General features: G+C 69.0%; 10 protein-coding genes and 1 pseudogene. 3 read left to right on the forward strand and 8 right to left on the reverse strand.

The features are described 5' to 3' along the window. Nucleotides 1–26: 26 nt before the first annotated feature. Together prfA and hemA are read right to left on the reverse strand one after the other, a co-directional pair. Nucleotides 27–1,130, reverse strand: coding sequence for a peptide chain release factor 1 (gene prfA / locus PCQ86_RS04940; protein WP_196995924.1), 1,104 nt, complete (start codon nt 1,128–1,130; stop codon nt 27–29). Nucleotides 1,131–1,243: 113 nt separating this feature from the next. After that, nucleotides 1,244–2,554 (reverse strand): glutamyl-tRNA reductase, encoded by a 1,311-nt coding sequence (hemA, locus tag PCQ86_RS04945; protein WP_220638587.1) that lies wholly within the window; start codon nt 2,552–2,554, stop codon nt 1,244–1,246. A 74-nt stretch (nt 2,555–2,628) separates the two neighbouring features. Between hemA and PCQ86_RS04950 the strand changes: the two genes are divergently transcribed. After that, complete coding sequence (locus PCQ86_RS04950) at nt 2,629–2,907, forward strand: hypothetical protein (protein ID WP_012655762.1); 279 nt, start codon at nt 2,629–2,631, stop codon at nt 2,905–2,907. 1 nt (nt 2,908) lies between these two features. Here PCQ86_RS04950 and PCQ86_RS04955 read toward each other — a convergent pair whose 3' ends face one another. Next, nucleotides 2,909–3,811 carry a LysR substrate-binding domain-containing protein gene (locus PCQ86_RS04955; RefSeq protein WP_123675060.1) on the reverse strand — a complete coding sequence of 301 codons (903 nt, stop codon included), beginning with the start codon at nt 3,809–3,811 and terminating at the stop codon, nt 2,909–2,911. Between the two features lie 117 nt (nt 3,812–3,928). Here PCQ86_RS04955 and PCQ86_RS04960 point away from each other — a divergent pair. Further along, nucleotides 3,929–4,916 (forward strand): annotated as a pseudogene (locus tag PCQ86_RS04960) (tripartite tricarboxylate transporter substrate binding protein BugE). A gap of 10 nt (nt 4,917–4,926) precedes the next feature. Further along, nucleotides 4,927–5,820 (forward strand): N-formylglutamate amidohydrolase, encoded by an 894-nt coding sequence (locus PCQ86_RS04965; RefSeq protein ID WP_172206363.1) that lies wholly within the window; start codon nt 4,927–4,929, stop codon nt 5,818–5,820. Nucleotides 5,821–5,892: 72 nt separating this feature from the next. Here the strand turns inward: PCQ86_RS04965 and PCQ86_RS04970 are convergent, their stop codons facing one another. The 5 genes from PCQ86_RS04970 to ugpA all read right to left on the reverse strand — a co-directional run bounded on the left by PCQ86_RS04970 (nt 5,893) and on the right by ugpA (nt 12,091). Next, nucleotides 5,893–8,415 (reverse strand): DUF3772 domain-containing protein, encoded by a 2,523-nt coding sequence (locus PCQ86_RS04970; RefSeq protein WP_270175001.1) that lies wholly within the window; start codon nt 8,413–8,415, stop codon nt 5,893–5,895. Between the two features lie 98 nt (nt 8,416–8,513). Then, on the reverse strand, nt 8,514–9,263 hold the full coding sequence (ugpQ, locus tag PCQ86_RS04975) for a glycerophosphodiester phosphodiesterase (RefSeq protein WP_270175002.1): 750 nt from the start codon (nt 9,261–9,263) through the stop codon (nt 8,514–8,516). Between the two features lie 25 nt (nt 9,264–9,288). Further along, entirely contained in the window at nt 9,289–10,296 is a 1,008-nt protein-coding gene (locus tag PCQ86_RS04980) for a sn-glycerol-3-phosphate import ATP-binding protein UgpC (protein ID WP_011804303.1), read from the reverse strand. 62 nt (nt 10,297–10,358) lie between these two features. Next, nucleotides 10,359–11,207 carry a sn-glycerol-3-phosphate ABC transporter permease UgpE gene (gene ugpE, locus PCQ86_RS04985; protein ID WP_103737785.1) on the reverse strand — a complete coding sequence of 283 codons (849 nt, stop codon included), beginning with the start codon at nt 11,205–11,207 and terminating at the stop codon, nt 10,359–10,361. A 2-nt stretch (nt 11,208–11,209) separates the two neighbouring features. Then, complete coding sequence (gene ugpA / locus PCQ86_RS04990; protein ID WP_011804305.1) at nt 11,210–12,091, reverse strand: sn-glycerol-3-phosphate ABC transporter permease UgpA; 882 nt, start codon at nt 12,089–12,091, stop codon at nt 11,210–11,212. Nucleotides 12,092–12,183 lie beyond the last annotated feature (92 nt).

A 12,183-nucleotide genomic window follows, 5' to 3' on the forward strand; every position in this document is an offset into this window, starting at 1 on the left:
TGCTGCGTGGGCGCTAGAGGCCAAAATCACTCCAAACCCAGTTCGGCCAGCAGCTCGGCCTCGCGCGCATGCTGCAGGGCCTGCAGCACCTCGCCCAGGTCGCCTTCCATGATGGCCAGCAGCTTGTACAGCGTGAGGTTGATGCGGTGGTCGGTGAGGCGCCCCTGCGGAAAGTTGTAGGTGCGGATGCGGTCGCTGCGGTCGCCGCTGCCGATCAGGCCCTTGCGCAGCGCGGCCTCCTTGGCGGCGCGCTCGCTGCGCTCTTTCTCCTGGATGCGCGCCTGCAGCACCTGCAGCGCCTTGGCCTTGTTGCTGTGCTGGCTGCGCCCGTCCTGGCACTCGGCCACGATGCCGGTGGGCAGGTGCACCACGCGCACGGCCGAGTCGGTCTTGTTGATGTGCTGGCCGCCCGCGCCGCTGGCGCGGAAGGTGTCGATGCGCAGGTCCGCCGGGTTCAGCGTGATGGCCTGCTGCTCGTCGGGCTCGGGCATCACCGCCACGGTGCAGGCGCTGGTGTGGATGCGGCCCTGCGTCTCGGTGGCGGGCACGCGCTGCACGCGGTGGCCTCCGGATTCGAACTTGAGCGCGCCGTACACACCGCTACCGGAGGGGCCCGTACCGGGCTGGCCCTCGATGCGCAGCACCACTTCCTTGTAGCCGCCGATCTCGCTCTCGTTGGCGCTCATGACCTCGACCTTCCAGCCCACGGTGGCGGCGTAGCGCGTGTACATGCGCGCCAGGTCGCCCGCGAACAGGGCGGATTCGTCGCCGCCCGTGCCGGCGCGGATTTCGATGAAGGCGTTGCGCTCGTCGTCGGGGTCTTTGGGCAGCAGCAGGCGCTGCAGCTCGTCCTCCAACTGCACGAGTTCGGTCTCTGCGGCGTGGATTTCCTCCTGCGCCATCTCGGCCATGTCGGGGTCTTCGAGCATCTCGCGCGCGCCGGCCAGGTCGGCCTCGCGCTGCTGGTAGCGGGCGTAGCGGCCCGCGACCTGGGTGACCTCGGCGTGCTCGCGCGAGATGCTGCGGTACTGCTGCATGTCCGCCATGATGTCTTCGCGCGAGAGCAGGAAGTCGAGTTCCTGCAGGCGTTGCGCGTAGCGTTCCAGCTGGCTGCGGAGAAAGGGTTTCATCAAGGGGTGTGAAAGAAGGGTTTTGCTACCAGTCTGGTAGCTGCTTGCGCTTGTCTGGTAAGCGCGGTAGGCCGATGGGGCTTATGAAATCAGGGGTGCGCGAGCGAGCGCCGCTACAGCCCGTTTTTGCTGTGCGAGCGCAGGAACAGGCGCGAGACGGCCTGTGCGGTCTGGGCGCGCGCTTCGGCATCGCCCGCGCGCAGCTCGGCCATGGTGCCGTGCAGCATTTTTTGCGTGAGGCCGCGCGACAGCGCCTCAAGCACGGTCTCGATGTCCTCGCCCTTGGCCAGGCGCTTCTTGGCGCGGGCGATCTCCAGGGCGCGCCATTCGTCGGCCTGGGAGTTGAGTTGCTGGATCAGCGGCACCACGCCGCCGTTCTGCGTGGCGGGGCTGCGCAGCTCCATCCAGTGCACGAAGCTCTGCACGCCCGCGTCGATGATGGCCTCGGCCTGCGCCACGGCGGCCTGGCGATGCGCCTGTGCCGTCTGTACCACGCTGGCCAGGTCGTCCACGGTGTACAGGTACACGTCTTCGAGCTGCTTGACCTCGGGCTCGATGTCGCGCGGCACGGCCAGGTCCACCATGAAGATGGGGCGGTGGCGGCGCTTTTTCAGCGCGCGCTCCACGGCGCCCAGGCCAATGATGGGCAGGGTGCTCGCAGTGCAACTGATGACCGCGTCGAACTCGTGCAGGTGGTCGGGCAGGTCGGCCAGGCGCATGACCTCGCCGCCAAAGCGCGTGGCGAGCTTTTCGCCGCGCTCCAGCGTGCGGTTGGCGATCGTGATCTGCTGGGGCGTCTTGGCCGCGAAGTGCGTGGTGCACAGCTCGATCATCTCGCCCGCGCCCACGAACAGCACGCGGATCTTCGTCAGGTCTTCGAACAACTGGCCGGCCAGCCGCACGGCCGCGGCGGCCATGCTGATGCTGTGTGCGCCGATGTCGGTGCTGGTACGCACCTCCTTGGCCACGGCAAAGCTGCGCTGAAAGAGCTGGTTGAGCGTGGTGCCGAGCGCTCCTGCGCCTTCAGCGGCGCGCACGGCGTCCTTCATCTGGCCGAGGATTTGGGCCTCGCCCAGCACCATGGAATCAAGCCCGCTGGCCACGCGGAAGGCGTGGCGGGCGACGAGGCCGTTTTCCAGGCTGTAGGAGTGCGAACGCAGCAGCGCGGGGCTCACGCCGCCGCTGTGGGCCAGCCAGTCCAGCGTGTGGTCCAGCGCCGGGGCCTCGGCTGCGCAGTAGATCTCGGTGCGGTTGCAGGTGGAGATGATGGCCGTCTCCACGCCCGGGTGGCGGCCCGAGGCGCTGGACAGCGAATCGCGCAGCCCGTGCAGCGTGGGTGCGATCTGGTCCAGGGCGAACGCGAACCGGCCCCGCAGATCAAGCGGAGCGGTGTGGTGGTTGATGCCGAGGGCCCAGACTGCCATGGGGTGGGATTATAAAATCCGCCGCGCACTCAGGCAGGCCACCGCGCCAATGGCTTGATCTGCATCATGACTCCATGGACCTGCTGCTCGCCCTCAACCATCTGCTGAACTTCACCGCACCCGCGCTGGCGGTCGCCGTGCTGCTGGTGGCATGCAGCCACGTCTTTATGCGAAAACTGGCCAGAGCGCACGGCTGGATTGCGCCAATAGCTATCAACTTTGTAGTGGGGTGTTGCGTCCTCGTGGCGGGGTTGGTGCTGCTGGGGCGCGACGGCCGCATGGCCACCTACGCTGGCTTGGCGGCTGCCTGCGCCACCAGCCAGTGGTTGCTGCTGCGCGCCTGGCGCGGCTGATTCAACTCCCGCCCTGTCCGCACGCCTGCGCCAGCAGCCAGCCGCGCAGGTCGTCCAGGGCCGGATTGGGCGCGCGCCCCGTCGGAATGCACAGGTGGTAGCCGCGGTCCAGCAGCACGGGGTGGTCGATGGCGATGGCGATGCGCCCGGCGGCCAGCTCCGGCTCCACCAGCGCGCGCTGCACCACCGCCACGCCCAGGCCGGCGATCACCGCCTGCACCAGCAGCGACACCAACTCGAAGTCCGCCGCCGGCGTGAGCGGCCCGTGGACACAGCCCACACCGGCGAACCAGTGCGCCCAGTTGTCCGGGTAGTTCGTGTGGAACAGCAGCGGCCGCGCGAGCAGATCGGCCGGTGCGCGGATGGCCTGGGGCCCCTGCAGATCGGCCGGGCGGCAGATGGGTACCAGCTCGCGCCCCACCAGGTAGTCGGCCGCGATGCCCGCGGGCCAGTCGGCGCGGCCCACGCGGATCCAGGCATCGATCTCAGGTGCGCTCAAAGGGTCGTCGCGCCGGTAGGGTGCGAACGACAGTGCGATGCCGGGGTGGCGCGCGTGGAAATCGGGCAGGCGCGGGATCAGCCAGTGGCTGAACAGCGTGGGCGCCACCGACAGGCGCAACTGGCGCGGGTTGCGCCGCGTGCGCACGGCCAGCGTGGCGGATTCGATGGTGGCGATCGACGGGCCCACCGCCTGCAGGTAGTCGGCCCCCGCGCGCGTGAGCACGCTGCGCCGGCCCTCGCGCGCGAACAGCGCCACGCCCAGGTGCTCCTCCAGCCGGGCGATGGCGCGGCTGATGGCGCCCTGGGTCACGCTGAGTTCATCGGCCGCCTGCGAGAAGCTGCCCAGCCGCGCCGCGACGGCAAAGGCGTGCAGTTCGGGCAGCGACGGCGAGTGGATGCGCATGGGCGGTCGATTGATGAGTGTTGGTAATGGGTTGCCGCCATTTTGTCGCTTTTCGTCAACGCGGGGGCGCTCAAGAATGGGGCTGTCCCCATTCATCCAAATACCGAGGAGATCTCCATGGCACTGCGCCGCACCCTGCTGTCCACCCTGGCTGCCTGCGCCGCCGCTGCGGCCTTCGCACCCCTGGCGCACGCCCAGGCGGGCGACTACCCCAACCGCCCCATCAAGCTGATCGTGCCGTTCGCGCCCGGCGGCTCCACCGACATGGTGGCCCGCCTGCTGGCTGACAAGATGGGGCCCATCCTGGGCAAGGCCGTGGTGGTGGACAACAAGGGCGGAGCCGGCGGCTCCATCGGCGCCGACGCCATCGCCAAGGCGGCACCGGACGGCTACACCATCGGCATGGCCACGGTGAGCACCCACGGCGCCAACCCCGCCATCTACGCCAAGCTGCCGTATGACGCGGTGAAGGACTTCGCCCCCATCACCAACGTGATGAGCGTGCCCAGCGTCTTCGTGGTGCACCCCAGCGTGCCCGCCAAGACCATGCAGGAGTTCGTGGCGCTGGCCAAGGCCAACCCCGGCAAGTACACCTTCGCCTCGCCAGGCACGGGTTCGCTGGGGCATGCCAACATCGAGAACTTCATGAACCTGGCGGGCATCGACCTGCTGCACATCCCCTACAAGGGCGCGGGCCAGGCCGCGACCGATGCGCTGGCGGGCCAGGTCAACGCGATGACGGACAACCTGCCCTCCACGCTGGCCAACATCCAGTCGGGCAAGCTGCGCCCGCTGGCCGTGCTGGCCTTGAAGCGCAGCCCCGTGCTGCCCGACGTGCCCACCTACACCGAGCTGGGCTACGCCGGCATGGGTGACGGCGGGTGGTTCGGCCTGGTGGCGCCCGCGGGCACGCCCAAGGAGATCATCAGCCAAGCTGAACGCCGCCGCGCACAAGGCCATGGCCATGCCCGACTACCTGGAGAAGCAAAAGAGCATCTCCGGCGAATCCATGGCCAACACGCCCGCGCAGTTTGCCAAGCAGATCGACGCCGCCATCGCGCGCTACACGGCCGTGGCCAAGCGCGCCAACATCAAGCTGGACTGATGGTGCGCCTTTGACAGCGTTGCATGACGACCTGAGCCCCAGGCCGGACACCCCGGTCGAGGTCTGGCAACCCACGGGGCAGCCGCTGCCGCTGGTGTGCGACTCGCCCCACAGCGGCACGGCCTATCCCGAAGACTTCGGCCACGCCGTGCCGCTGGCGCTGCTGCGCCGCGGCGAGGACACGCACGTGCACCGCCTCTGGCATACCGCGCCCGCGCACGGTGCCACGCTGATCGCCGCGACCTTCCCGCGCACCTACATCGACGTGAACCGGGCAGACAACGACCTGGACCCCGCGCAGATCGACGGCGCGTGGCCCGTGCCGCTCGCACCCGGCCCCAAGACGCGCCAGGGCCTGGGCCTGGTCTGGCAGCAGATCAGCAAGGACGGCGTGGCCACGCCGCTGTATGCGCGTGCGCGCACGGTGGCCGAGGTGCAGCGGCGCATCGAGGGCTACTGGCGCCCCTACCATGCGCAGCTGCAGCAGGCGATCGACGCGAGTGTGCAGCGCTTTGGCCGCGTGTGGCACCTGAATTTGCATTCGATGCCCAATGACGTGTACCGGCGCCTGGGCCGCACGGACGCGCCGCCGCTGGCCGACTTCGTGCTGGGCGACCGCGACGGCACCACCTGCGCGCCCGAGTTCGTGCACCTGATCGCCGAGCAGCTGCGCGGCTTTGGCTACAGCGTGGCGCTGAACGAGCCCTACAAGGGTGTGGAGCTGATCGGCCGCATCGGCCAGCCGCACCTGGGGCGCCACAGCCTGCAGATTGAGATCCGCCGCCCGGTGTACATGGACGAGGACACGCGTGCGCCCAACGCCGGCTTTGCACCGCTGCAGCAGCACCTGGACCAGTTGCTGGGAGTGGTGGCGGGCTATGTGCGGTCGCAGCTGTCGGTTTGAAGCAAAATTGGCCTGTAGCGCTTGCCTGATAAGCGCTAACAGCTATTGAAACAGGAGCGAATCAGGCGCCGTTCAGACGCGCTCCGACAGCGGCGGCGCCTCCTGGGCGGCGTCGCGCGGCGCCTGCGCCACCGAGGTGGTGGCTGGAGGCGACAGCGACAGGCCCGCGTCGCGCAGCGCCTCCAGGATGGCGAACAGCACGTCGCTGCGCACGCCTCCCGCGTTGCGCGGGCTGCTCACGTAGCCGATCGCCAGGAAGGTGAGCGTGCCGCTCTGGATGCCTTCCAGCGTCACCGATGGCGCGGGGCTCTCCAGGATGTCCTCGTGCGCATGAAAGGCCTGCAGGATCAGCTCGCGCATGCGCCGCGCGTCGGTGTCCAGCGGTGCGGGCAGGCGCAGCAGCACCCGGCCCTGGGCGCTGCCCAGCGTCATGTTGCGCACGGTCTTGGTGATGAATTCCGAGTTGGGCACGATCACCGTGGAGCGGTCGCCCAGCTGGATCTCGGTGGCGCGCACGTTCACGCGGCGCACGTCGCCCTCGGTGTCGCCCAGCACCACCCAGTCGCCCACCTTCACCGGCCGTTCGGCCAGCAGGATCAGGCCCGAGATGAAGTTCTGCACGATGGCCTGCAGGCCGAAGCCGATGCCCACCGACAGCGCGCTCGCCACCCAGGCGATGCGCTCCACGCTGATGCCCAGGCCCGCCAGCGCCACGGCGATCACCACCACGCCGCCCACGTAGCCCAGCAGCGTGACGATGGAGCTGCGCATGCCCGGCTCCAGCGATGTGTGGGGGAAATAGCGGTCGCTGAGCCAGCGCTTGACGATGCGTATCGCCAGGAAGCCCGCACAGATCACCGCCAGCGCCGTGAGCAGTGCCTGGGGCGCCAGCGTGAAGTCGCCGATCTGCAGGTTGTGGTCCAGCTTGCTGCCGCGGCGGAACAGCTCGTCCGGGTTGGTGCCCAGCGGCGCCATCAGCGCGATCGCCATGTAGAAGAACAGCGCCACACGCAGCACGCCGGCCAGCAGCACCGCGGCCTGGTCCAGCAACTGGGCGTCGATGGCCAACGCGGCGTGGATGCGCGCGCCCAGGCCGCCGTGGGAGGAGAGCAACGCGTCGCACAGGTCGTCCACCAACTGCATCAGCAGATAGGTGGTGGCAAACACCACGCCCGACCACACCATCTGCCGCGCCAGCGTGCCGCCCAGCGCCACGAAGCCCAGCAGCACGGCCAGCGCGGCCGCGGCCGCGGCAAGGCCTGCGCTGGCCAGGATCAGCCCCACCCAGAGGGGGCGGCCCGCCTTCTCCGCGGGCGCCGCGTCGGTGGCGCTATCGGCCGCGTCCGCTGCCTGGGGCGTTGCCCACAGCCGGCCCAGCGCGACGGCCACCGTCACCGACAGCAACACCGCGGACACGGCGTGCACCAGCACTTCGGCCGCCAGGCTGGCGCCCACGATGGCGTTGACCTGTGTGACCAGCCCGCCCAGCGCCGACAGTGCCCCGATCCACCACGGGAAGGGGCTGAGCCGGCGGGCGAGCGCGTCGGAGATGGGCAGCAGCCGCCAGGAACTGCGCCGGCGCGACAGCAGTGCGTGCCCCAGCGTGATAACGAAGGTGGCGTAGGCCGCGGCACGCAGGCTGGCCTGCTGCACGGCGCGCACGTCCTCGTCCAGCTCGCCGCCGAGCTTGACCCCGCTCCACGCGAGTTGCAGCGCAGCGCTGACGATCAGCACGTTCGCCACCACCGCCGCCGCCGCCAGCAGCGTGCGCCGCAGCCGGGTGGCCGGCAGCCGCGCGGGCAGCGCGCGCACCAGCACACGCTCCGCCAGCCAGGTGCCCCCCACGGCCAGGGCGACGGCCAGGGCCAGGTAACCCAGGAAGGTGCCGCGGCGCGGCGAGTCCAGCGTGGCCTGCACGGCGCGGCGCAGGTTGGCGCCCAGCGCCTGCAGCCGCGCACTGTCGCCGGGCGCGGCGTAGCGCAGGCTGCGCCAGAAGGCGGGGGCCAGTGGCGAATCGACGCGCGTTGTGAGGGCCGCCTGGAATAGCGCTCGCCGCTGGCGCCCGATCTCCGCGCTGCGCTGCTCGGCATCCACGGCCACCAGGCGGGCGAGCTTGAGTTCCGCATCGATCACGCCGCGCTGCTTGTTCAGCGCGGTGCGCTGCTCGGCCACGTCGGGCGCATCCGCGGGTGCGCCCTTTTCGGGCGTGGGGCCCAGGCCTTCCAGGCGGCGGTCCAGGTCCGCCAGGTCGCTGGTGCGCTGGGCGACCACGCGCTCGGCCGCGGTGCCGATGGCGGCCAGCTCGGTCAGCAGCTTGCGGCCGTCGTCCTCCTCGCCGAGCTTTGCGGGAATGGCGTCGAGCTGCTTGCGCAGTTCATCCACCGAGGGCAGGGGGGCGTTGTCCTCACCCAGCGTGTCCACCGCGCTGGCCGCGGCGGAGGCGGTGGCCGCAGCGGGCCGGGTCTGGGCAAGGGCGGGCGTGCCGCCCAGCCACAGGCAGCAGGCCAGTACCAACCACTGCCAAAGGTGGCGTGCGCTCTGCGGGGGGAGACGGCGGCGCAGCGGGCGCGCGCCGGTGCGGGAAAGGCGATGCATGCGCGCATTGTCCGCTGTCGAGCGGCCCCGGCCTTGCCAGACGGCAGCGCGAGTGGCGTGCCCGGCACGGCCCGCCGGCGTGGATGGGTGGCGCCGCGTCAGGCCTCGGCGGGGCTGAACAGGTCCACGCGGTCGGTGATGATGCCGTCGGTGTGCAGCGCCACCAGCCGCTGGGCGGCCCAGTCGTCGTTCACGGTGTAGCTCAGGGCGCGCATGCCGGCCAGGTGCACCTCGGCCACGGTGGCGGCGCTCCACAGCGCATGGTTGCAGACCACGGCCACGCAGCCCCACTGGCGCGCAGTGTCCAGCCAGCCGTCATGCAGTTGGTCCAGCAGCAGGCCGCGGGGCAGATGCGGCGCGGTCTCGCGCGCGCCGGCCAGTGCCTGCGGTTTGAACGAGGTGAGCAGCGGTGGCACGCTCTGGCCGTGCCACAGGCGTGCCGCCAGCGCGGCCACGGCGCGGCCGGTTTCGGCTTCGGTACCGGGCGTGGGCTTGATCTCGATGTTGAGAAAGTGGCCGTTGGCGATGCACCAGCGCGCCAGGTGCTCCAGCGTGGGCAGCGGCTCGCCCGCGTACGTGCGCGAATGCCAGGCACCGGCGTCCAGCTGGGCCAGCGTGCCCCAGGGCTGATCGCCTGCGGTGCCGTGGCCGTTGGTGGTGCGCTCCAGCGTGGCGTCGTGCAGCAGGAAGGCCACGCCGTCGCTGCTCAGCTTGGCGTCGCATTCGAACATGCGGTAGCCGTGCTGCGCGCCCAGGCGGAAGGCGGCCAGCGTGTTCTCGGGCGCCAGCTTGCCGGCGCCGCGGTGGGCGATCCAGCGGGGGTAGGGCCAGGCGGAAGGTGTCGTCATGCGCGGTGCTCCAGGCGGTCGGGTGCTACAGGCGCTTGCCGGTGCCGGCATCGAAGGTGTGCAGGCGGTGGGCGCGCGGCGTGACGTGGATGGTGTCGCCCGGCTGTGGCGCGGGGGCGCCTTCCTCGATGCGCACGATGAGCTGTTCGTCGCCCACGCGGCCATACACCAGGCGCTCGGCGCCCAGCAGCTCCACCGTCTCTACCTGCACGGCCCAGCCGCCGTCGGCGGTGATGTCCAGGTGCTCGGGGCGGATGCCCAGCGTGGTGCCGGCCTGGGCGCCCGGGGCGTGGTTGAGCAGGTTCATCGGCGGCGAGCCGATGAAGCTGGCCACGAAGGTGGAGGCCGGTGTGTGGTAGACCTCCTCGGGCGTGCCGAACTGCTCCATGTTGCCGGCGTTCATGACGATCATGCGCTGCGCGAGCGTCATGGCCTCCACCTGGTCGTGGGTCACGAACAGGCTGGTGATGCCCAGTTCGCGGTGCAGCTTCTGGATTTCGATACGGGTCTGCGCGCGCAGCTTGGCGTCCAGGTTGGACAGCGGCTCGTCGAACAGGAATACCTGGGGCTGGCGCACGATGGCGCGGCCCATGGCCACGCGCTGGCGCTGGCCGCCCGAGAGCTGGCGCGGCTTGCGCTCCAGCAGGTGGCCCAGTTCGAGGATCTTGGCGGCCTTGTCCACGCGCGCCTTGATCTCGTCCTTGGCCACCTTGGCGATCTTCAGGCCGTAGGCCATGTTGTCGAACACGCTCATGTGCGGGTACAGGGCGTAGTTCTGGAACACCATGGCGATGTCGCGCCTGGCGGGCTCCAGGTTGTTGACCACGCGCTCGCCGATGGCGATGGTGCCGCCGGTGATTTCCTCCAGGCCGGCCACCATGCGCAGCAGGGTGGATTTACCGCAGCCCGAGGGGCCGACGATGACGATGAACTCGCCGTCCCGGATCTCGGCGTTGACGCCGTGGATCACGGGCACGATCTGCTTGCCGCTGCCGTAGTGCTTGACGACGTTGGTGAGGGTAAGGGATGCCATATGTGCTATTTAATCAATAGCTGTTTGCGCTTGTAGGGTGGCGCTACAGCCGGTTTTGATGTTTATTTCTCGGTGTCGACCAGGCCCTTGACGAACCACTTCTGCATCAGGATCACCACGGCCGTGGGCGGCAGCATGGCAACGATGGCGGTGGCCATCACGATGTTCCAGTCCACGGCGGCCTCGCCGCCGGCCAGCATGCGCTTGATGCCGATCACCACCGGGTACATGTCTTCGGAGGTGGTCATCAGCAGCGGCCACAGGTACTGGTTCCAGCCGTAGATGAACTGGATCACGAACAGCGCAGCGATCGAGGTGCGCGACAGCGGCACCAGCACGTCCTTGAAAAAGCGCATGGGCCGGGCGCCGTCGATGCGCGCGGCCTCCACCAGCTCGTCGGGCACCGTCAGGAAGAACTGGCGGAACAGGAACGTGGCGGTGGCCGAGGCGATCAGCGGCAGCGTGAGGCCGGCGTAGCTGTTGAGCAGGCCCAGGTCTGCCACCACCTTGTAGGTGGGCAGGATGCGCACTTCCACCGGCAGCATCAGCGTCACGAAGATGGCCCAGAAGCACAGCATCTTGAACGGGAAGCGGAAGTACACGATGGCGAACGCCGACAGCAGCGAGATGGCGATCTTGCCCACGGTGATGACCATGGCCACCACGAAGCTCACCCACATCATGTGCACCACGTTGGTGTTGGAGCCCAGCTTGCCCGAGCCGAACAGCGCGGCCTGGTAGTTCTCCCACAGGTGGCTGCCCGGCAGCAGCGGCATGGGCGACTGCACGATGGCATCCGCCGTGTGGGTGGAGGCCACCAGCGCCAGGTACAGCGGGAAGGCCACGATGGCCACGCCGAGGACCAGCACGGCGTGCGAAATGAAATTGAGCCAGGGGTTACGGTCGATCATGGTCAGTACTGCACTTTCTTCTCGACGTAGCGGAACTGCACCACGGTGAGCGCGATGACGATCAGCATCAGGATCACGGACTGCGCCGCCGAGCCGCCGAGGTCCAGCGCCTTGAAGCCGTCCTGGTACACCTTGTAGACGAGGATGGACGTGGACTGCCCCGGCCCGCCCTGCGTGGCCGCGTCGATGATGCCGAAGGTGTCAAAGAATGCGTACACGATGTTGATCACCAGCAGGAAGAACGTGGTGGGCGACAAGAGCGGCAGCTGGATGTTCCAGAAGCGCCGCCATGCACCCGCGCCGTCGATGGAGGCCGCCTCGATCAGCGCCTTCGGAATCGACTGCAGGCCCGCCAGGAAGAACAGGAAGTTGTAGGAGATCTGCTTCCACACCGAGGCGATGACGATCAGCGTCATGGCCTGGTTGTCGTTCATCATGTGGTTCCAGCCGTAGCCCAGCTCACCCAGGTAGTAGGTCACCACGCCGATGGAGGGCGAGAACAAGAACACCCACAGCACGCCCGCGATCACCGGGGCCACGGCATAGGGCACGATGAGCAGGGTCTTGTAGACCATGGCAAAGCGCACGATGCGGTCCGCGAAGATGGCCAGCGCCAGCGACACCACGATGCCGATGCCCGCCACCAGCACCGAGAACAACGCCGTGCGCTGGAAGGATTCCAGATAGGACGGATCGTCGAAAAGCTGCTTGAAGTTGTCCAGTCCCACCCACTCGGTGCTCATGCCAAACGCGTCTTCCATCTGGAAGGACTGCAGGATGGCCTGGCCCGCGGGCAGGAAGAAGAAGATGCCGATGACGAGCAACTGCGGGGCGATCAACACCCAGGGCAGCCACGCCGAGCGGAAAAGTACGCGTTTTTCCATGACGTTCACAAACGAGAAAACCGCTGGCGCAAGGCTGCACCAGCGGGAAAAGGAAAAGCGGCCCCCAGGCAGGGGCCGCTGACCGAAGGGGC

The organism is Diaphorobacter sp. ED-3 (genome assembly GCF_027625375.1).
In the GTDB taxonomy this organism is placed as follows: Bacteria; Pseudomonadota; Gammaproteobacteria; order Burkholderiales; family Burkholderiaceae_C; genus Diaphorobacter; species Diaphorobacter nitroreducens.